Genomic DNA, 19972 nt, shown 5'->3' with positions numbered 1-19972 from the left:
AAAAAGCCAACAAGTGAAGGGGAGAGAACCATCTCTCATTGCGGATGTCATATATTGTCATGGCGGATGAGCCCACAACACGAAGACGGTTTCTCCAATTAGCCGGAACCGGATCGATCGTCGCCGCTGCAGGATGCACCAGTAGACCAGACGACAGCGGGTCAGAAGGAGGACAAAATGGAGGACAGAATGGTGACCAGTCGAAGACGATCAAGTATCTCTCAGATCGCGGTGATTCGAAGCAGGTTATTAACCAGATAATCTCGGAGTTCGAGAAGAATCACGACTACACTGTCGAAGTCACGTACACGTCGAAGGGGAAATCGACCGACGAGCAGTTACAGAAGATGAAGGCAGCGGGCAATCCGCCGGATGTCGTCTTCGACACGTCGGCGGATGCGTACCGCTACCATCGCAATGGGAATCTTGCGCCGGTAAGCAATGCTGTTCAAGGGACAGGACTTCCTGACCCCGTCAATGTCGGGGGCGAGTCGTACTTTGCTGCAACCATGGTCGAACCCCTGATGGGATGGTACCGTAACGATCTCTATCAGGAGAACCCCACGACGTGGGAGAAATGGACATCTGAAGCTAAACGGATCTCAGAGCAAGAGGGCATCAAAGGGTATGTCGTACAGTCAGGGCAGACGAACAACGCCGATACTCAAATCACCCAATACCACTGGCAAAACGATGTCAACCTCTACAGCGGACCGTCCGATGATATCAAAATCACCATTGACAAGGGTGACAACAGAAAGCGTGCTGTCGAGACGTATAAATGGATCAAGCAGATGGCGGAATACTCCCCAAACGGAGCTGGGTGGGAATGGGGCGATGCAATCGCCGCACTCCAACAAGAGAACGCTGCGGCCATCATGAGTGTCGGTGGACTGCCGATCCTCACGATTGCTTCTAACCGACCAGATCTCGTGGAGAAACTATCACCAACCCCATTCCCTGTTCCGAGCAGCAAGAAGCAGGATAAGTGGTGGGCGTACATGGAGGGGCACGTCGTTTGGAAAAATGGCAAGGCCACAGAAGGTGCGAAGAAGTTCGTGGATTTCTTCAGCAAGTCAGATAAGTTCATGGACTTCGTCCTCTCCGCGCCGTTGTTCCAGTTCCCGCCGACGAAGAAGATGTTGGGTAGTGACGCGGTGAAGAACAACGAGACGATCAAACAACACACGGACGTACTCGATCTCGTTCGAAACAACTGGGACGCATTTACCTCAATTCTGGCAACAGGCAAGAACGGCCAGCCAAATATCGTCGCCGCCGACGCGTACGGTCAGCAGGTGTTCGGTCAATCATCCGAACAGATGCTCGTGGGTGGCAAGTCCCCTGAGCAGACCGTCGATTGGGTGGCAAAAAAGCTGCAAGGGCTTCAGGGCTAATCACCGACTCTCATGAGTACGGCTAATCCTCTCAAGTCCTCGTTTACGCATCTCGACGAGCGTCAGTTGCTGCTATTGGTGACATTCATTCCATTCGCGGCGTTCTTTACAGTGGTCTGGCTTATCCCCATCGGATATGCCCTTTGGATGAGTCTTCTACACGAACCGACTGGCGTGGCGACGTTTGCGGGTCTATGGAACTACATCGATATCCTAACGAGCAGCGACTTTCCGATATTCCTGTGGCATAGTATCGTCTATGCCTTCTCGACAACCGTCCTTAGTCTGCTTGTCGGCCTCGGACTCGCGCTTGTCGTCAATCAAGAGATCCGAGGTGGAAGCGTCCTCCGGACGATGATGATCTTCCCGTATCTCCTGCCCACACTAGTCGTCATCTTCATTTGGAAGTTCATTCTTGACCCGAACGTCGGCGTTCTCAATCAGTGGCTCATTCAAGCAGGTTTTATTGAGGACCCCATTGCGTTCTTCTCAACCATCAAATGGGCGATGCCCGCAGTAGTCATCACCAGTGTGTGGAAATTTGGATCGTTTTCCTTTTTCATTCTCTTAGCGCGCTTGCAGGCCATCGATCCGAATCTCTACGAACGCGCTCGAGTTGAGGGTGCCTCGACATGGCAAGCATTCCGGGACATCACTCTTCCGCACCTACGTGGGGCCATCCTCATTATCCTCCTCGTACGGGGGATTTGGATGTTCAACAAGTTCGATATCATCTATCTCTCGACGCGAGGAGGTCCGCTGAAAGCGACGACTACCTTACCCATTCGGGTATACGAAATCGCGTTCGAAGCGGTTGACTTCGGTGGCGCGACAGCACTTGCAGGAATCATGTTTTTCCTGCTTGCAGGCGTGGCTGTGGTCTATTTCTACGTGTTCGAACCCGAAAAGGAGGTGGCTCATTGATGTCGTTCGGTGAAGGAGCCGCCGGTTCGATTCTTCCCCAACATATCCAACAGCGAGTAAAACGTATTGCCGTGATCCTCACGGCGTTGCTGGTGGCCGTGTTTGTGACTTTTCCAGTCTACATCATGGTCGCCATTGCAGTGCAGTCGCCCGCGGCGGTGTTCGAAGGTGGGACGGTCCACTTGTTGATCGATTCGGTGACGTTCAGAAATTTCCGGGTACTGTTCGAGGAAACGAACACAGTTCGGTATTTCACCAATAGCATCATCGTCACTGCGAGTTCGACGCTGATGTCCACTGCACTCGCGGTAGCAGCAGGCTATGGACTCACCCGATTTGATTTCACGGGGAAGACACTGGCAGCACGGGCAGTTCTGTTCGCATACATGTTCAGCCCGATTGTGCTGGCGATACCACTATACGTCATCTTCTACACGCTCGGGTTACTGAACAGCTACTTCGCGCTGGCGATGGCGTTGACCGGCATCTCCGCTCCGTTCACCATCTGGCTCATGTGGCAGTACTTCCAGACGATCCCGATATCGCTAGAAGAGTCCGCATGGACCAAGGGAGCGAGTCGAATGCGTACACTCTGGGATGTCGTTCTTCCGGTCGCAAGACCTGGTTACATCTCGGCATCCATCTTCGCGTTCGCCGTTGCATGGAACGATTTCACCATGGCTCGCGTGGTCATGAGCAGCGACAAAATGTATACCATCACGGTCGGAGCGAGCCTGTTCCTCGACCGTGTTACGATCGGCTGGGGCGAGACAATGGCCGTCTCGCTGTTGATCTGCATCCCACCGTTCCTCATTGCCCTGTTTCTTCAGAACTACCTGCTACAGGGCTTCAACGTAGGTGGTCTTGAATAATGGCACGTCCAATTCACCTCGAATCAGTTCACAAGGAGTATCGATCCGCCGGTACAGTCCACGTCGCCGTCGATGATCTGTCGCTGTCGATCCCTGAGGGATCGTTTACGACACTTGTCGGTCCCTCTGGCTGTGGCAAAACAACGACGCTGCGAATGATTGCCGGATTAGAGACACCCACGGAGGGTCGCATAGCTTTCGGGGAGCAGGATGTTACCGACCTCTCTCCCCAGGATCGAAATTGTGCGATGGTCTTCCAGTCCATCGCATTGTATCCGCATATGACCGTTCGACAGAACATTGGCTACGGGCTGAAGGTTCAAGGGGTTTCACACGAAGAACGCGACCGCCGTATCGAGGAAGCTGCTACAGTCCTTCAGATCTCCGAACAACTGGAGAAAATGCCTGCAGAACTCTCAGGGGGGCAGCAACAACGAGTGGCACTTGGTTCGGCCTTTGTCCAAGACCCAGACATACTCCTGCTCGACGAACCAATGAGTGACCTCGATGCACAACTGAAGGCTGAACTTCGCGTCGAGGTTCAGCGGTTGCATCAGGAACTCGATGCGACGATGGTCTACGTCACGCATGACCAGACGGAAGCGATGACGATGAGCGACCACGTCGTCCTTCTCAACAACGGTCAGCTCGAACAGTTTGCCCCGCCGGGTGAGTTGTTTGACCGCCCCGTCTCAAAGTACGTCAGCCGTTTCATCGGAACCCCCTCGACGAACCTCGTGCCCACAACGGTCGTCGAACACGACGGCTCGTACGTCCTCGATGGAGACGGGTTCGAGATTCCGGCTCCGGCTGATCACTTTGCAAACCGTATCGGCGAACCGATCACCCTCGGAATCCGTCCGCAGTACCTCTCCCCCGACGGCGGTAAGCATCGATTCACCGTGATCGTCGACGTCGTGGAGCAACTCGGTACGGAATTCGTCGTTCATGGTCGGTCGACCGCAGGCAACAACGTCGATGTCGTGTCGTCCACTCTTGGGCACGTCAATCACGGAGACGAAATCGTCGTCGGGTTCGACGAGGATGACTTGTTTGTGTTCGATAACGACGGGAAGACGATTTGTTACGGTGACGAACTCACGAATCACTCCCCGAAACAGCAGCGGTAATCAGTACGAAACAAAAAATGATAGATAATAATCGACCCACGGAGAACGGTCAAACAGATGATACTGATAAGCAGCACTCATCCAACCCTCGCAACGATTGCGACGTTCGAACGGATGGTGGTCGAATTGCTCCTAACTTACTTCCCAGTGCGGACGGTCATCCACTCTCGGATGTCACGGTTCTCGAACTCGGTCATATCATTGCTGGACCGTTCTGTTCACTGTTGTTAGCTGATCTTGGTGCAGAAGTGATTAAGGTCGAACATCCCGAACGAGGCGATGCTATCCGCGATTCGAGTCCGATCGGCAATAGCTCGTTCAACTACGTCAATCGAAACAAGCTCAGTATCACTGTCGACCTCAAATCCAAAGAAGGAAATGCTGTTTTCCGTGATTTGGTTCGCGAAGCCGACGTTCTCGTCGAAAACTTTGCGGCGGGGACCGCTGACCGTCTCGGCGTTGGCTACGACGATCTGAATCAGATCAATAACGCATTGGTCTACTGTTCGATAAAAGGGTTCAATCCGGGACCGTACGAGAAATTCCCGGCACTTGACCCCGTCGCCGAGGCACTTTCAGGCGTGATGAGCGTTACTGGTCATCCCGATACCCCTCCCGTTCGCTCTGGTACGAGTCTATCAGACATGGCGGCGTCACTGTATGGAGCACTCACGATACTGGCAGCAATTCGCCACCACGATGCTACCGGTGAAGGCCAGCACATAACCGTCCCACTCTTCGAGAGTACTGTTGCACTGATGGGATACTGGCTGGCGTACACCCAAGCCTACGATGACATTCCCGAGCCAATGGGCGCGAGTCATCCTGGATGGGCCCCCTACGATGTCTTTCAGTCCAAGGATGACCAATGGGTGTTCATCGGACCGTCGTCGGAGAAGCAGTGGCTGCGCTTTTGTGAGGCACTCGATGTTGAGCTGTATGCAGATGAACAATTCAAAACGCTTCCAAGCCGGCTTGAGAACCGTGAAGTACTCAACGAGCGCGTCCAATCGATTTGTGAGGAGTACACCGCAACGGATCTGGTCGAATGCCTACAGGAGGCTAGCGTTCCGGTGGCACCGGTAAACGATACTGCCGATGTCTCAAATGACCTGCATCTCGAAGCAACCGATGCTCTTAGTGAAGTCCGGGCGACGGAGGGCGACGGTGATCGTATACGGACTCCGAGATTCCCAGCACATACTACTGGGTTCGACCGAGTCAAGTCCACCGACCCGCCAGCACTGGGCGAGGATACCGCCGCTGTCCTTGCGGCATGTGGCTATGATACAGAGCGAATTGAACGTCTTCGAGAGGAGGGGATCATATGAAACTGCTCGATCTTACACTACGCGAAGGCGAGCAACGACCTGGTGTTCACTATTCAGTAGATCAAAAGATCACCGCCGCACGCGAACTGGATTCGCTCGGCGTGGACTACATACAAATTGGGTTTCCAGTTGCAGATAGTCGAACGGCTGAGGTCTGTGATCGTACTGATTTGAACGCCTCCACTACTGGAATCGCCCGTTCAATTCCAAGTGATGTGATGGCTGCAATCGAAGCCGGGGTAGACGTCGTAGATCTGTTCGCCCCAACGAGTGACCGCCAACTTAACCACGTCCTTGGAATAGACCGAAACGAATTATCGGAAAAAGTAACCGAGGCTGCCAACGTCGCCCACGATCACGGTGTTGAGGTACACTTTAGTGCGATGGACGGATTCCGAACAGAGCCATCCGCTCTTGACGACTTGTTTGCTGCTATTGATGCAGAAGTATATACGATTGCTGACACAGTGGGTAGTCGGACTCCAGCAGGTGTTGTTGAGCACCTCGAAGCACTCAACATCGAACTCTCCAGTATTGGAGCCCACTTTCACGACGATTTTGGCGTTGGAACAGCAAATGCGCTCGCGGCTGCTCGTCTTGGCGTCGGTAAAGTAGATCTTTCAGTTGCTGGCCTTGGTGAGCGAGCTGGAAATGCCGCACTAGAGGAGTTCGTTGTTTCGGCGATCGTTGGAGACGAATCAATTGACATAGACGTCACTGAAGACGAGCTACTTCCTATCACAAAGAATGTTCTCACTATCTTGGACGAGGCTGTAAAACCTGAAAAATCGCTCCTCGGAAGGGAGGTGTTCTCTCACGAGTCCGGTCTCCACACCGCAGCGATGTTAGACGAACCAAGTACATTCGAGCCGTTCGACCCAGCCCAGTTCGGTGGCAAACGACAACTTCTCTTCGGTAACGCTACTGGCCGGGGTGCTGCACAACGGCTCTTAGAACGGAGCGACAGACAAGCAACTGAAGAACGAATTGATCGGTTATTAGAACAGCTCCATACAAACTCCCAAGAGTTATCTCTTGATGAAGCGATATCACTTGCAGAAGAGATTAACTGAGTCATCACTGTTGGTTCGGTATAGATCAAACTATCTCTATTCGCTCGGAGTCAGTCGAAACTAGTCACTATGATGTTACCGGAGGGTATCTATTGCTCTATTCCTCCGAAATCCACCAGATAACAACCCGCGGACTCAACTTCCCACGCTCTATCTTTCCATTCCCATGTAACGCTTCAAGCCGTCGATGCGCATCCTCGTTCGCATACGAATCGTACGTGCATTCACCGCGTGACGACGACTCGGATTTCCTTCTGCGTGAGGAAGCCACGTTGTTTACTACAGAGAGAATGACACTGTACTTTGCCACTAGCATCAGTTACCTTAAAATCTCGGTGAGCGTCTTAAGATCATAATTTCGTATGGCATTTGGTTCATTCTTAATTGTCGAAATCACGAATTTGGAGCTAGTTCGCTCAACCCCCTCGATCACTTCGTATTCGTTAATTAAACGCTGAATATGGTCACTGTTGGGAAGATGTGCCACAACGATAAAATCAGTATCACCCATCATGAAATGGACTTCAGAAACACCTTCTATTGCAGAGAGTTCTTCGCCAACGCGTTGTTGATAGTTTGGCTCATACTCTGCGAGAACTTCTGTGATTACGGTGATGTTGAATCCTGCAACTTTCGAATCAAATTCATAGAGATCGTTTTGAAGGACACCTTGTTCTTGGAGCTTGGAAAGTCGATAATGAACAGTTGACTTTGGTATGCCAATTTTCTCTCCGATTCGTCGTGGGCTAGGATCACCAAGCTCAAATACTGTCTTGAGAATTTCAATATCACGAGAATCCATTGTCATCGCCTCTTGAACCTGTCTTCAGCCAATACCTCAGTTATAGAGGGGAGAACATGAACAGCACTCATTATGATATCTCCTCTGCCTCAGCGAGTTGCAAGACAGTATTAGCAAACACCTCTGCCCCGGCGACGGCATCATCCCACTCAGTGAACTCCTGCTCGTTGTGCGTTTTACCATCGACACTGGGAACAAAGACAAGCCCTGTTTCAGTCAAATCCGCTAAATACGAGGCATCATGACCGGCACCACCGATCATACGTTCATGTGATCGTCCGAGTTTGTTGGCATTGGTCTCAAGGCGAGTGCAGATCTGCTGTGAGAATTCCGTATGCGGGATCTTCCAGAGTTCCTCGAGATCATACTCGGTTCCCTCCCGAGCACAGGCAGATGATAGTTCGGTTTCGATCTGATCGATACCACGATTGACAACATCATCATCGTAGGAACGGAGATCGATAGTAAAACTGGTTTTGGATGGGATTACGTTCACCGAGTTGGGTTCGACGATCAATTCTCCAACAGTTGTTACCACATCGTCTGCAAGATGCGTACTTAGGCGTCGAACTCCCGTAACCACGTCTGCTGCTGCGACCAGTGAATCTGATCGAGTATGCATTGGTGAGGGGCCAGCATGATCGGCTTCACCGTAGATCATTGCTTCGAGCCACGCCATACCAAGAATTCCTTCGACAATTCCAATTTCTCGTCCATGCTCTTCAAGCACCGGGCCTTGCTCTACATGAAGCTCTAAGTACGCATGAGGTATCTCATTCGGGCCACATGGAGCGGTGCCATCATAACCGATTTCTTTAAGTGCATCTTCAACAGTTATTCCCTGCTCATCGGTGGTGGAGAGGATTTTATTGACGTCATGTACGCCAACCCAGGCACCACTCCCCATCAACGCTGGTTTAAATCGCGATCCTTCTTCATTCGTCCAATTGACGATCTCGACAGGACGGTGCGTTTCTATGTCTGAATCATCGAAGGCTCGAATAGTCTCAAGGGCTGTGAGAACACCGAGTTGACCATCATATCGTCCGCCTTTTGGCTGTGAGTCAAGATGAGAGCCGATAAGAATTGGGGCTGCTGCTTGATCAGCGCCTGGCAGGCGTCCGAAAATATTCCCAACTTCATCGATACGGACAGACAGTCCAAGCGCCTCTAAATCCGAGACGAACTCATCTCTCACCTCTCCATCGGTTGTCGACAGTGCTAATCGGTGAAGACCATCATTCGCCGTCCCACCGATTTTTGAGTATCGTTCGAACGTTTCGCGAAATCTTTCCGAATTGATTTCCAACATATGTGTGGTAATCTCACCCTCTCTACTTACATCTTGTCTAGAACAGCTTCTAATTCTCGAACAGAGTCCCGTTGCTGAAATCAAGATTGGGACAAACTGCCAGCCTAACCAGTAATTATTTATACCCTGTCTCTGAGTACAGTACCATGAGAATGAGCAGCACGTCACGCACCAACACACGACGGGGATTTCTCCGTGTTTGTGGGGCAGGAGCTGTTGGAGCGTTAGCTGGATGTCTCAAAGGGTTTGGAGGAGGCGGAAGTAAAGGTGAAGGTGGCCTGAAAATCGGGTTTTACGGGCCATTTTCGGGGCCAGCTTCAAACATAGGGCAACAAAAGAAGATGGCAGCGAATCTTGCCCGTGAGATGATAAACAAAGACGGTGGTGTTGGTGGCCAGGATATTACACTGGCATTCGGAGATTCAGAATCACAACCATCAGGAGGTCGGAACGAAGTTAGCCGGCTTATTCAAGAAGAACAAGTCGATGCAATGGGTGGTGGATTTCACAGTGACGTCGCACTGACAACAATCGACGTGACCAATCAACATGATACACCACAGATTATCGATGAAGCTGTCTCAAGCGAAATAGTTGCGAAAATCAACAAAAACAACCTCACAAACGTCTTTAAGACGGCACCTCCCTCGGAAGCGTATGCCGTAGGGTGGCGACAGCTCATCTCTCAATTTCAAAAACAAAAGATCGGCTATTTCCCATATCAAAGTAAGAAAATCGCGTTGATTGGCGAAGATACGTCATACGGGCTCTCAATCATGGATTTGATGAAAGGCGAGTTGAACAAAATTGGATGGAATGTCATTTCGGAAGATGAAGTTGGATTAGACGAAACCGACTTTACCTCTCTCCTTTCGCGAATCAAGCAGAATAACCCAGATATCGTATGGGGCGTCCAAACATCATCATCTGGTGCTGGTAACCTTGCAAAGCAGTTTGCTGGAGCAGGGTTTGAAAACACACACTTCTTTCACAACTATGGGCTTACGATCGAACAAGCACGAAAAACAGCTGGTAACGCCGCAAACGGAGCGATTACATTACTGAATGCAGGTCGTGTCGATAAATTGCTCAAGCAACAAGGGGCGCTCCAAGCATGGAATAAAAAATACGATGCTGAAATGACTGGAAGTGCGGCGCTCTCATACCAAAATATCAAACTAATTACTGAGTACGCCCGTTCGTTTGACGATTTAGAGGCGTTTCGATCTGCGAGTAACGAGCAGTGGGCCAACAAAGTGCTCAATTCTGAGCCGATCAAAGGAGGAACTGGATATATTAAATATCAGAAAAATCATCAAGCAGCATGGGGAAGCCCAGAATCACAATCTGCACTAGGCTACCAAATTATCGATGGAAATCTCAATTTCGTCTGGCCTCCAAAGTTAGCTGCAAAACAAATCGACGAGAGTGTCTACTAACGCAATGAGTGAATTGAGCATAGTAGTTGGTTTCAATCCATTTACAGGTGATCACAGTGAACATTCGGCAAGCTGAAACAGCCGAAGAACGCCAAGAAGCCTTCCCTATCCTTCAGGAGCTGCGATCTCACCTTACTGAAGATTCCTTCGATGACCTATATGCGGAAATGGTCGAAGAAGGGTATCGGCTCTTCGTGGGCTACGAAGAGGGTGACCCAATTGCAGTTGTTGGCGTCACGATATCAACGAACTTTTACTTGAGACGACATGCGTACGTTTACGACCTCGTAACAACGGAATCGCGTCGTTCCGAAGGGTTTGGCGAGCAACTTCTGTCGTTCGTACACGATTGGGCTCAACAACAGGGTTGTGCTGCTGTAGAGCTCGAATCAGGACTGTGGAGGGATGATGCTCATCGGTTTTACGAGAACCTTGGATACGAAAAATACTGTTACTCATTTAAATATGATCTCGACTAAGTCAGCACCCCGAGAGACTTTGTTCAGGTTTGAACAGGAAATAGTGGCGAAGCACCCAAATTGCCACGAAATCTGGACAGAAAACAAACTAATACGGGATAGGAGTTCACGCCAATGACATTGGAGGTTGATTCGAATGAGTGATGACTTGTGTTTCACCCCTGCTACTGAACTTGCAGACCGTATTCGGTCAGGTAATCTTTCCCCCGTTACTCTCGTTGATGCGTTCCTTGACCGGATTGATCGGGTAAATGACCGTCTCACAGCCTATGTCACAGTTTGTGAAGAGAGTGCTCGATCGGAGGCAGTGATAGCTGAGCAGGCCGTTGAACGAGGTGATAAACTAGGCCAACTCCATGGTATTCCAATTGCCATCAAAGATCTCACCCGGGTCAAGGGAGTTCGCACAACATTTGGTTCGCCTTCATTTGCCGAACATACCCCTACCGCAGATGATACAGTTGTTACACGGCTGCGAGACGCAGGGGCGATCATCCTCGGAAAAACAAATACACCGGAATTTGGTCGGAAAACCGTAACTGAAAATCCAATCTTTGGAGCATCGACCAATCCATGGGATCTCACTCGTACCACTGGTGGCTCATCCGGTGGCAGCGCCGCGGCTGTTGCTGCAGGACTTGCACCACTCGCACTCGGGTCTGATGCAGCAGGTTCGATACGAATCCCATCCAGTGCTTGTGGTGTATATGGATTGATGCCTGATTTTGGACGTGTACCCCACGGTTCGTCCAATGTAGACGCTTACGAGAACTGCTTACCGTACACGTACCTCGGACCGATTGCTCGGACGGTGGGTGATGCGGCGTTGATGTTGGATGTGATCACTGGTCCTGATGTGAACGATCCGTTCAGTCTTCCACAAATAACGTCATCATATCAGGATTCTCTCGAGGGAGATATATCAAATCTGTCAATTGGGTATTCGGTTGACTTCGGTGCATCTGTTGTCAGTACAGAGGTTCAGAATGCAATAGAAAGCGCACTAAAACACTTCTCAGATACTGGTGCAACTGTTGAGCCGGCAAATGTCTCGTTTGAAGGAACATGGGAAGAACGACACGATGCACTTGAATTGATTCTCCAATCCCGGTATGTTGGACTATATGAGAATTTGAAGCGAGATTCAGACGTTGATCTACTTGCAGATGATATCGAGGTCACCCCAGAAGTTCGATCTCGCATTCAGAAGGGTCTTCAAATCGGGACTCGAGAACTCGCTGAAGCACGACGGGTTAGAACCTCGATATTCCGAGAAGTCCAAGAGGTCGTCTCTCAGTTCGACATTCTTGCAACACCAACACTTGGACGAACCGCGTTTGAGCTAAATACTGATCACCCGACTGTTGACGGCGTCTCGGTGCATCCAATGCATGGGTGGACCCTCACGTGGCTCCTTAACCTAAGTGGGAATCCAGCTGGGTCAGTACCAATCGGATTCTCAGACGAGGGGCTCCCTATCGGAATGCAACTGATTGGACCTCGCTTCGGTGACCGAACCGTAATCATGGCCAGTTCATTCGTCGAACAAACACTGCCATGGGAAGGATCCTATCCGCCAACAGCTATCGCGGAGGGAAATGAGTAATGGCTGGACAGACTCCACAATCAGACCGAAAGCAGATTCTCGCAACAGATGGCCTCAAGAAGTCATTTGGAGGTGTGATGGCAGTCGATGGTCTCGATATCTCGATTAAATCCAGCGAGTTGGTCGGATTGATTGGTCCCAATGGATCCGGGAAGACGACTACACTGAATCTCATTACCGGATTTTTATCGCCAAGCAACGGTGAGATCGTCTTCAATGGGGATGACATCACGAATAAGAAACCGTATGAGGTGTCCACGCTTGGTGTTGGTCGAACATTCCAGATCTCGAAACCATTCGGACGACTAACCGTCGTAGAAAATATGATGGTTCCAAATGTGTCGGTGGGACCGGATGAGCGTGATGAACGGATCTGGAAACTACTGGAAGAGTTACATCTTGCTCAAGTTGCTGAAAACCGTGCTGATGAACTTAGCGGAGGACAAAAGAAACTCCTCGAACTTGCTCGTGTACTAATGCTCGAGCCAGAGCTAATCCTTCTCGATGAACCGGCTGCTGGTGTCAACCCGGCACTCATGGATGAAATCATGGCAGACATCAAACAAATAAACAATCGGGGGACTGCCATTCTTGTGATTGAGCACGATATGTCAGTTATAAGTGAGCTATGTGAACGAGTTATCGTGATGAACGCCGGGAGACAGGTGATGACAGGTACATTCGAAGAGATCCAAGCGGATGACCAGGTTCGCGAAGCCTATCTCGGAGGGACATAATATGTCCTTGGTAAATTTAGAGTCAGTCAATGCAGGGTATGATGAAAATCAGGTGTTACACGATATTACCCTCGATATCAAACCCGACCGTGTCAACTGTATCATTGGCCCAAATGGATCTGGCAAATCGACCCTTCTAAAAACGATTTGTGGTCTCGTTGAGGTTTGGGATGGGTCAATTCGGATTCGAGACACCGATGTAACAAACGCTCACCCACGTGACGTTATCGAACAGGGTGCAATCATGCTACCTCAAGGCGGAAACGCCTTTCCGGAGATGACGGTCCAAGAAAATCTTCGGATCGGAGCTTTCTTAGTCGATGATAAGGAGTTTTTGGAGAATCAATATGAGACAGTGTTCGAGATGTTTCCGGTGCTCAAGGAGAAACGGAGCCAACGAGCTGGAGAACTTAGCGGTGGCCAACAAATGATGGTCGCGTTTGGCCGTGCACTAATGTCAGATCCGAAAATATTGCTCCTCGACGAACCGAGTGCAGGACTTGCTCCAGATCTCGTTGAACTTGTCTTCGAACAAGTAGCCAGGCTCAAAGAGGAAGGACGAGATATGATAATCATCGAGCAAAATATTCGAAAAGTCCTCAACATCGCTGAGTACGTTTACGTCCTTGATCAGGGAAGAGTCGTGTTCGAAGGGTGGACAGATGAACTACGGAATGAGGATGAAATCATGAAAATGTACATTGGAGAGCGTCACAAATGAACTGGCAAGTAGATGAATTGATCATAGACATCTCCAGGGTAGAGAGTGTTCACGCAGTAGTGAGCAGGAGTGTGAACTAATATGGTCAGTCTTGAACTCGTTGTACAGCAAATCGTCAATGGAGTATTCTTTGGTGGGCAGCTTGCACTGATCGCGGTCGGGCTGACTCTTATTTGGGGTGTCGCTCGTGTCCTCAACTTTTCCCATGGAGCGATGTTTATGATCGGCGGATTTGTCGGATTTTTCGCTCTAAGGATATCTGGTAGTATTTTCGTGGCGATTCTCAGTGCGATTCTCGTCGTTTTTATCGTTGGGTGGATTATCGAGTATTCACTGATAGAGCCATTGCGGGATCGAGAGGAATTCGATATCGCTTCAATGGTGATCACACTCGGGTTTGCGATTTTCATTGAAAATACGATTCTCGTGGGGATCGGCTCAAGTCGGCGGGCATTTCCACAGATAACAAATGCAGCATGGGAAATAGCGGGGATAACCGTGAATGCACAGCGACTTCTGATCTTTTTGATTTCAGTTGTTGCACTAAGCCTGCTTTTTCTAATCATTTCTCGAACGAAATTGGGACTTGCTATTCGGGCAGTCTCGCAGGATAGTCAGACAGCACTCCTCATGGGGGTACGCCCAAAACGAATCTATGCAATTACTTTCGGCGTGAGCGCAGCACTTGCGGGGCTAGCAGGAGTGCTGCTTGCACCACTCTTTGCGATCTATCCATCAGTCGGGTGGTATCCATTTCTACTCGCGTTTATCGTCGTTATGGTCGGTGGGCTTGGTAGTGTTCGGGGAACACTTATAGCGGCGATAGGGCTCGCGGTGATTCGGAGCATTAGCATGATCTGGGTAGCGAGCGAAACGGCAATGATCATCCTCTTTGTGATCATGATCGTCATTCTAGTCGCCACGCCGGACGGTATTGGAGGGTGGATCAGCGGATGATTGGGCAAACACTCCGTGCTGCGTTCGAACGAACCACGACACGACTCAAAGAAGACGCCCGAACTCGAAATGGGGTACTTTTCCTTCTTGGTGGATTCATTGCTGCGATTGCTCCACTGATCTTCACATCCTATGGGATTGAGATCCTCATGCAGCTATTCATAATCGTGCTATTGGTTGGGAGTTGGATCTTCATTGCAGGATACTTTGGGATCTTCACGTTCGCCCACGTTGCATTGTATGGCGTTGGAGCGTATGCAGCGGTACTGGTTGTGGGCGAACTTGGCGTACCGCCACTTATATCGATCCTCATTGCAGGGCTTGCAGCAGGTGTGTTCTGCCTTCCGATCGCGTATCCAGTACTGCGACTCAAGGGTGCCTACGTTGGGATGGTGACGTTGGCCTATGCAGAAATCATCTACCGAGGTACGATCATTCTTCGGGATGTAACCGGCGGTCCGACAGGGTATACGAGTTTCTCACCCCTTTTCGGTGGCGATCAGCTGCTCATGTATTACTTCGTCGTGGGTATTGTCGTGTTACTCATGGGTGTTCAATACGGATTTCTTGTAAATCGGTTTGGGCTCGTTGCCCGTGCAATTCGCGAATCAGAAGAAGCTGCAGAAATGCTCGGAAATAACGTCCCACGCTACAAGCTCTCTGGATTCATCATTGGATCAGCAATCGCTGGTGTTGCTGGTGCACTGCAAGCATATACACTGCTCATTATCTCGCCGCCGATGCTCCAACTGTCCCAGATGATTGAGGTAATGGCGATGGGTATCATTGGGGGACCACGGATGATCGGTGGTGCCATTTTTGGCGGCGTTGCTGTCTTTGGTCTCTCAGAAATGCTTCGTGATGTCGGTGAAGTTCGGCTGATCATTTGGGGAGCGTTGTTGGTTATTGTGACGCTGTTCTTCCCGAATGGGCTCGCTGGAAGTGATTTCGGAATTCAATCCCGTTTCCAGGAGTTGTTCGACCGATGAGGATGAGTTTTCGAATCAGAGGTTACACTCAGTTCCGAGGAGAGCGTTGGCCACCGCCACGTGACATCTACAACTAGATACCATTGCCTACTGAACAGCGAGAAGAACTAGCAACGAAAAACCACAACCAACGCTCACGATATAACGATAATGTCCACGAAAGCTACACTCGAAGAAACGATCGACTCCAAGGAATCGGATCTCATAGAATTAGTAACTGAACTTGTCGAGGCCAACACGGTAACCGGCAATGAAAAACCTGGACAAGAGGTTGTTAGAAACCAACTTGAGTCGATTGGCTACGAACCAGATGTCTGGGAACCATCGGCAGACGAACTCGCGGATCACGAGGGATATTTTCAAACCTCCTCGTACGACGCTGTTGGATACGACGGGCGGCCAAATGTTGCTGTTCGAATCGAGGGTGGTGATGGGCCGACACTTACGCTCGGTGGTCATATCGATGTAGTCGATGTGACTGAAAGCGAGTGGGAGCGAGAACCGTGGACGGTTACCCAAGAGGGAGAAATCCTTTATGGGCGTGGTGTGGCCGACATGAAGGGAGGATTGGCATCAGTTCTACTAGCGATCGAAGCACTTGAGGATAGTGGGGTAGAACTCGGTGGCGATATCATCTTCCAAAGCACCATTGAGGAAGAGGATGGTGGCATTGGCGGTGCTTTGTCAGCCCTCGAACGCGGCTATGTCCCAGATGCAGCCGTAATTGCTGAACCATTTGACATCCCGAATATTGGCATTGCAAGTGCTGGTGTCATGTATTTCCGGGTCGTGGTTCCCGGAAAAAGTGTTCATGCTGCATGGGGGCATCAAGGTGTCAATGCAATCGGTAACGCAACGAAGATCTACCAGGCGATCGAGGAACTCGACCAACAACGAAAAGCCGAGATTGACTATGAGCCTGCCTATCGAAGTGATCCTGAACTCGAAGGAAATGTAACGAACATCAATATCGGCATGATTGAGGCCGGCGATTGGCCATCGACTCTCCCAGGAAAAGCGATTCTTCAGGGCCGTGTTGGATGGCCACCAGGTGAAAGTCGTAAAAGTGTTCGAGAACAGATCGAGAGTGCGATTCATGAAGCAGCAAACGATGATCCGTGGCTCAAAGACCATCATCCATCGATCGAGTGGTTTGGATGGCAGGCTGTCCCCCATGAAATCAGTCCGGACGCTGAGATCGCACAGATCTCGAAGCAAAATGCTGAACGGATTACGAAACAGTCTGGTTCATTTGTGGGGGGCAATGCAGCACTAGATGAGCGATTTTACGAACTCTACTACGATGTTGATGCAGTTTCAGTGGGTCCGATGGGCTGGAACCTCCACGGTGCCGATGAGCACACTACGGTTCCTGCATTGCTTGAGACGGCGAAAACGATCGCTGGGATTGCTGTCGACTATTGTGGAGTTGACGGCTGAATAGCATTCTTGCGTTCCCAAAGTAGTTGGTACTGGAGGTCATTGTGAAATGAAATGAGTACTAGCCTCACTCAATGTCCTGACTGTGGATGGACCGGTAATACAAGCGATTGCGTGATCGATGAACTCGAACGACAGTGTCCTGTTTGTCACTACATCTTTCGACGTACTTCGTGAATTGAGGAATCTCTTCATTCTTTCTCTGGAATCCACCAGATCACAACCCGCGGACTCAACTTCCCACGCTCAACCCCTCCATTCTCGTGTAGTTCCTCAAGCCGTCGATGAGCGGAGGGCCGCTCAATGTCAAGCGTATCCGCCACCCACCGAGCGGTCACCGCCGGAAACTCCGACGTGCGTATCGCCGCGAGAATATCGTCGTCAGTCGCTTGCTCTGTATAATTGACCGCGGTATCGAACTGCATCATACGTTTGAGATACATACCGTTCACGTCAAAGAATCGTATAGCAATTATTCCGTTATCGTTCCGAGGTCATCAGCGAGGGTCGTCGCCCACCCGAGGAGTTCCTCATCTGCATTAGGTGCTGCCGCACACTGGAGACCGAGCGGAAGGCCTGCGTCAGTCTGGTCAACTGGAAGTGTCACCGTCGGAACTCCAGCATTTGTCCATGGCAAGTTCATTATCGGGTCGCCGGTGCTATCGATGCCTTTTGGTGCTGGTCCGGGTGCAGCAGGACTTATCCATACATCGATGTCAGTCTCGGCCATCTTCGTCCTGAGTTCCGTCCGAAGGTTCGCACGATCAGCGCGACCAGCTGCAACTTCCTTAATAGAAACTTCCCTCCCCTCCTCAATAAGGTCGCGCGTTTTCTCGGCGTAGCGATCCTGATAGGCGGGGTACCACTCGTTCTCCTGATGGACAAGTGCTGCCTCGGCTGCCATGAGACGATTGTGCCGACTGTTGATACCGCCGATGTCTGCGAAAAGATCGGTTTTGATTACGCTGTATCCTGAATCTGATAAATCATTGAGATGACGCTCGAAATGCGATTGGCCCGTTTCACCAGCTTGGTTGAGGTAGGCGTCCGCTGGCACACCGAGCGTTGGTCGTTCCACGGGATCGGGGAGGGTTCGCCAGTTGTCACAGAGAATCGCCGCTGGAAGAGCAGCGTCTGCGATGGTCTGAGTGAAAAACCCAACGTGGTCGAGTGATGGTGAGAGCGGAATTACCCCATCTATGGGAATGCGCCCAAAGGTAGGCTTGAAGCCGACAATGCCACAGAACGCCGCAGGGCGGATGACTGATCCGATGGTCTGGGTACCCAGTGCAAGTGGGCATCCCCCGGCGGCGACAAGAGCGGCCGACCCGCTGCTCGACCCACCAGGGGTTCGGTTGGCGTCGTGTGGATTGCGTGTTGGGCCTGGATCAAAGTACGCAAACTCAGTGGTTACTGTCTTTCCGAACGGGATCGCACCTGCTTCTCGGAGTCGATGCCACGCCACCGATTCCCTTCCGGCAAGCGCACTAAGAGGGAGATCCGATCCTGCACGGGTCGGCATACCGTCGACCCGAAAGATATCCTTTATGCCGACCGGAATACCGTACAACGGCGGTCGACTGGTCGGGTCCGACCTGCTATTTGCCTCGCGTTCACGCGTCTGACGCTGAAGTCGCTCCCAGCGATTAGCCTCCGGAACCAACGCGCAAATGTCGTCTTCAATCGCTTCCACTCGGTCGCGGCAGTCCTCGACGTAGGTTGTCGGCGTCTCGCACCCCGAACGGAGTGCATGGATCGCTTCCGTGAGCTGTGCGTTTCCTACAAACATGTGTCTCGATATCGTTCATCATAACGTAAGCATTATCCTCTATGATATTCGAGGAGAGCTCAAGAAAGCCTTGGGAGAGATTTGAACTCCCGACCGACTCCTTACAAAGGAGCTGCTCTGCCAGCCTGAGCTACCAAGGCATCTCGAGATTAATACGCTCACGACAAAGGTCTTCTCCTTCCTTTACCCTTCTCCTTGTGACTTTGACGTTAATGGATCCTAAAGCAACTCAGAATCAAACTACAACCGTGATTCTCTACGATGCCAATCGAGTAAAATCTCGTAGGCCGACGTGGCCATCCAAGCAACTCCATACTCTTGCTCGTCACAACGGGGTTAATTGACTGCTCCCGGCATAAAAGCCAGCTCTTAGCGCCCCCCACAAGTAGTAAACCACTTATTCTGAACGGAGTAATCGACTGGCAGGCGAGGATTGCCAAGCCAGGCCAACAGCGGTGGGCTTAAGACCCGCTCGCGGAGGCGTCCATGGGTTCGAATCCACCCTCGTATTCACCTTCACACTCACCCCGACCAATATTTGTAGGCGATCAGTTTCGACCCGACAGACCTCTCTGCCATATCAACGGTGTCTTGACTTGTTAGCCACATTTGTCGTCTAATGCAACAACGTGTACAAACTCCAGAAGACACAGACAATCCACAAATAAAACCGCCGATTAACGTGCTTTCCGAGCTCCCACCAAGTGCAAAACTGGTTGCGAAAGTGCTCGAATACAACGACGATGCGCTCACGCAGGCTGAACTTGCCGATGAAACCTTGCTCCCGCCACGCACGGTTCGCTACGCATTGACTCGACTCGAAGAACATGATCTCGTTGACTCACGCTTCTCGTTTGCCGATGCACGAAAACGATGCTATTCTCTTGCCTTCGACTAATTACGTACAACAGACGTAAAAGATAACTGCTCTACACAATCAATTCTAAATTAGCATCGGTTGTAACGACATCTGC

General features: G+C 50.8%; 19 protein-coding genes and 1 tRNA gene. 15 read left to right on the top strand and 5 right to left on the bottom strand.

Annotated features, from left to right (window positions below):
* The first annotated feature begins 59 nt into the window (after positions 1-59).
* Genes LIX00_RS16915 through LIX00_RS16890 form a run of 6 tightly spaced genes read left to right on the top strand, consistent with a single transcriptional unit; the run spans position 60 to position 6727 of the window.
* Positions 60-1397 (top strand): ABC transporter substrate-binding protein, encoded by a 1338-nt coding sequence (locus LIX00_RS16915; protein WP_227356152.1) that lies wholly within the window; start codon positions 60-62, stop codon positions 1395-1397.
* A 12-nt stretch (positions 1398-1409) separates the two neighbouring features.
* Positions 1410-2321, top strand: coding sequence for a carbohydrate ABC transporter permease (locus tag LIX00_RS16910; protein WP_227356151.1), 912 nt, complete (start codon positions 1410-1412; stop codon positions 2319-2321).
* Positions 2321-3193, top strand: a complete 873-nt coding sequence (locus LIX00_RS16905) for a carbohydrate ABC transporter permease (protein WP_227356150.1) — start codon at positions 2321-2323, stop codon at positions 3191-3193. The genes LIX00_RS16910 and LIX00_RS16905 overlap by 1 nt, the downstream gene beginning before the upstream one ends.
* Positions 3193-4323 (top strand): ABC transporter ATP-binding protein, encoded by a 1131-nt coding sequence (locus LIX00_RS16900; protein ID WP_227356149.1) that lies wholly within the window; start codon positions 3193-3195, stop codon positions 4321-4323. The genes LIX00_RS16905 and LIX00_RS16900 overlap by 1 nt, the downstream gene beginning before the upstream one ends.
* A 17-nt stretch (positions 4324-4340) precedes the next feature.
* Positions 4341-5654 (top strand): CaiB/BaiF CoA transferase family protein, encoded by a 1314-nt coding sequence (locus LIX00_RS16895; RefSeq protein WP_227356148.1) that lies wholly within the window; start codon positions 4341-4343, stop codon positions 5652-5654.
* Positions 5651-6727, top strand: coding sequence for a LeuA family protein (locus LIX00_RS16890; protein ID WP_227356147.1), 1077 nt, complete (start codon positions 5651-5653; stop codon positions 6725-6727). The genes LIX00_RS16895 and LIX00_RS16890 overlap by 4 nt, the downstream gene beginning before the upstream one ends.
* A gap of 319 nt (positions 6728-7046) precedes the next feature.
* Here LIX00_RS16890 and LIX00_RS16885 read toward each other — a convergent pair whose 3' ends face one another.
* The gene (locus tag LIX00_RS16885) at positions 7047-7535 is read right to left on the bottom strand and encodes an Lrp/AsnC family transcriptional regulator (RefSeq protein ID WP_368410769.1); all 489 of its coding nucleotides are present in this window, start codon (positions 7533-7535) and stop codon (positions 7047-7049) included.
* A 64-nt stretch (positions 7536-7599) separates the two neighbouring features.
* On the bottom strand, positions 7600-8841 hold the full coding sequence (locus LIX00_RS16880) for a Zn-dependent hydrolase (protein ID WP_227356146.1): 1242 nt from the start codon (positions 8839-8841) through the stop codon (positions 7600-7602).
* 152 nt (positions 8842-8993) lie between these two features.
* On the opposite strand from LIX00_RS16880, the gene LIX00_RS16875 reads away from it, so the two are divergent.
* From LIX00_RS16875 to LIX00_RS16840, 8 genes are all read left to right on the top strand, one after another.
* On the top strand, positions 8994-10280 hold the full coding sequence (locus LIX00_RS16875) for an ABC transporter substrate-binding protein (protein WP_227356145.1): 1287 nt from the start codon (positions 8994-8996) through the stop codon (positions 10278-10280).
* 47 nt (positions 10281-10327) lie between these two features.
* Entirely contained in the window at positions 10328-10759 is a 432-nt protein-coding gene (locus LIX00_RS16870; RefSeq protein WP_227356144.1) for a GNAT family N-acetyltransferase, read from the top strand.
* A 136-nt stretch (positions 10760-10895) separates the two neighbouring features.
* Positions 10896-12365 carry an amidase gene (locus LIX00_RS16865; RefSeq protein WP_227356143.1) on the top strand — a complete coding sequence of 490 codons (1470 nt, stop codon included), beginning with the start codon at positions 10896-10898 and terminating at the stop codon, positions 12363-12365.
* The gene (locus LIX00_RS16860) at positions 12365-13102 is read left to right on the top strand and encodes an ABC transporter ATP-binding protein (RefSeq protein WP_227356142.1); all 738 of its coding nucleotides are present in this window, start codon (positions 12365-12367) and stop codon (positions 13100-13102) included. Before LIX00_RS16865 ends, LIX00_RS16860 begins: the two co-directional genes overlap by 1 nt.
* Before the next feature lies 1 nt (position 13103).
* Complete coding sequence (locus LIX00_RS16855; RefSeq protein WP_227356141.1) at positions 13104-13823, top strand: ABC transporter ATP-binding protein; 720 nt, start codon at positions 13104-13106, stop codon at positions 13821-13823.
* An 81-nt stretch (positions 13824-13904) separates the two neighbouring features.
* On the top strand, positions 13905-14780 hold the full coding sequence (locus LIX00_RS16850; protein ID WP_227356140.1) for a branched-chain amino acid ABC transporter permease: 876 nt from the start codon (positions 13905-13907) through the stop codon (positions 14778-14780).
* Positions 14777-15769, top strand: coding sequence for a branched-chain amino acid ABC transporter permease (locus tag LIX00_RS16845; protein ID WP_227356139.1), 993 nt, complete (start codon positions 14777-14779; stop codon positions 15767-15769). The genes LIX00_RS16850 and LIX00_RS16845 overlap by 4 nt, the downstream gene beginning before the upstream one ends.
* 150 nt (positions 15770-15919) lie before the next feature.
* Positions 15920-17209 (top strand): ArgE/DapE family deacylase, encoded by a 1290-nt coding sequence (locus tag LIX00_RS16840; protein ID WP_227356138.1) that lies wholly within the window; start codon positions 15920-15922, stop codon positions 17207-17209.
* 191 nt (positions 17210-17400) lie between these two features.
* On the opposite strand, the gene LIX00_RS16835 is transcribed toward LIX00_RS16840, so the two are convergent.
* The 3 genes from LIX00_RS16835 to LIX00_RS16825 form a co-directional block, all read right to left on the bottom strand.
* Positions 17401-17637, bottom strand: coding sequence for a putative DNA binding domain-containing protein (locus LIX00_RS16835; RefSeq protein ID WP_227356137.1), 237 nt, complete (start codon positions 17635-17637; stop codon positions 17401-17403).
* 44 nt (positions 17638-17681) lie between these two features.
* Positions 17682-18998, bottom strand: coding sequence for an amidase (locus LIX00_RS16830; protein ID WP_227356136.1), 1317 nt, complete (start codon positions 18996-18998; stop codon positions 17682-17684).
* Positions 18999-19064: 66 nt separating this feature from the next.
* A tRNA-Thr gene (locus LIX00_RS16825) sits at positions 19065-19138 on the bottom strand.
* A 479-nt stretch (positions 19139-19617) separates the two neighbouring features.
* On the opposite strand from LIX00_RS16825, the gene LIX00_RS16820 reads away from it, so the two are divergent.
* Positions 19618-19896: a helix-turn-helix transcriptional regulator gene (locus tag LIX00_RS16820; protein ID WP_227356135.1), complete on the top strand. Its 279-nt coding sequence runs from the start codon at positions 19618-19620 to the stop codon at positions 19894-19896.
* The last annotated feature ends 76 nt before the right edge of the window (positions 19897-19972 follow it).

It is taken from the genome of Haladaptatus salinisoli (assembly GCF_020614375.1).
Lineage (GTDB): Archaea > Halobacteriota > Halobacteria > Halobacteriales > Haladaptataceae > Haladaptatus > Haladaptatus salinisoli.
This window is presented reverse-complemented; position numbering and strand designations above follow the sequence as displayed.

Bases quoted from the DNA above. Each gene is read 5' to 3' on its own strand.
- LIX00_RS16915 (WP_227356152.1), top strand. From the start codon at position 60: ATGGCGGATGAGCCCACAACACGAAGACGGTTTCTCCAATTAGCCGGA.
- LIX00_RS16910 (WP_227356151.1), top strand. From the start codon at position 1,410: ATGAGTACGGCTAATCCTCTCAAGTCCTCGTTTACGCATCTCGACGAG.
- LIX00_RS16905 (WP_227356150.1), top strand. From the start codon at position 2,321: ATGTCGTTCGGTGAAGGAGCCGCCGGTTCGATTCTTCCCCAACATATC.
- LIX00_RS16900 (WP_227356149.1), top strand. From the start codon at position 3,193: ATGGCACGTCCAATTCACCTCGAATCAGTTCACAAGGAGTATCGATCC.
- LIX00_RS16895 (WP_227356148.1), top strand. From the start codon at position 4,341: ATGATAGATAATAATCGACCCACGGAGAACGGTCAAACAGATGATACT.
- LIX00_RS16890 (WP_227356147.1), top strand. From the start codon at position 5,651: ATGAAACTGCTCGATCTTACACTACGCGAAGGCGAGCAACGACCTGGT.
- LIX00_RS16885 (WP_368410769.1), bottom strand. From the start codon at position 7,535: ATGACAATGGATTCTCGTGATATTGAAATTCTCAAGACAGTATTTGAG.
- LIX00_RS16880 (WP_227356146.1), bottom strand. From the start codon at position 8,841: ATGTTGGAAATCAATTCGGAAAGATTTCGCGAAACGTTCGAACGATAC.
- LIX00_RS16875 (WP_227356145.1), top strand. From the start codon at position 8,994: ATGAGCAGCACGTCACGCACCAACACACGACGGGGATTTCTCCGTGTT.
- LIX00_RS16865 (WP_227356143.1), top strand. From the start codon at position 10,896: ATGAGTGATGACTTGTGTTTCACCCCTGCTACTGAACTTGCAGACCGT.
- LIX00_RS16860 (WP_227356142.1), top strand. From the start codon at position 12,365: ATGGCTGGACAGACTCCACAATCAGACCGAAAGCAGATTCTCGCAACA.
- LIX00_RS16855 (WP_227356141.1), top strand. From the start codon at position 13,104: ATGTCCTTGGTAAATTTAGAGTCAGTCAATGCAGGGTATGATGAAAAT.
- LIX00_RS16850 (WP_227356140.1), top strand. From the start codon at position 13,905: ATGGTCAGTCTTGAACTCGTTGTACAGCAAATCGTCAATGGAGTATTC.
- LIX00_RS16845 (WP_227356139.1), top strand. From the start codon at position 14,777: ATGATTGGGCAAACACTCCGTGCTGCGTTCGAACGAACCACGACACGA.
- LIX00_RS16840 (WP_227356138.1), top strand. From the start codon at position 15,920: ATGTCCACGAAAGCTACACTCGAAGAAACGATCGACTCCAAGGAATCG.
- LIX00_RS16835 (WP_227356137.1), bottom strand. From the start codon at position 17,637: ATGATGCAGTTCGATACCGCGGTCAATTATACAGAGCAAGCGACTGAC.
- LIX00_RS16830 (WP_227356136.1), bottom strand. From the start codon at position 18,998: ATGTTTGTAGGAAACGCACAGCTCACGGAAGCGATCCATGCACTCCGT.
- LIX00_RS16820 (WP_227356135.1), top strand. From the start codon at position 19,618: ATGCAACAACGTGTACAAACTCCAGAAGACACAGACAATCCACAAATA.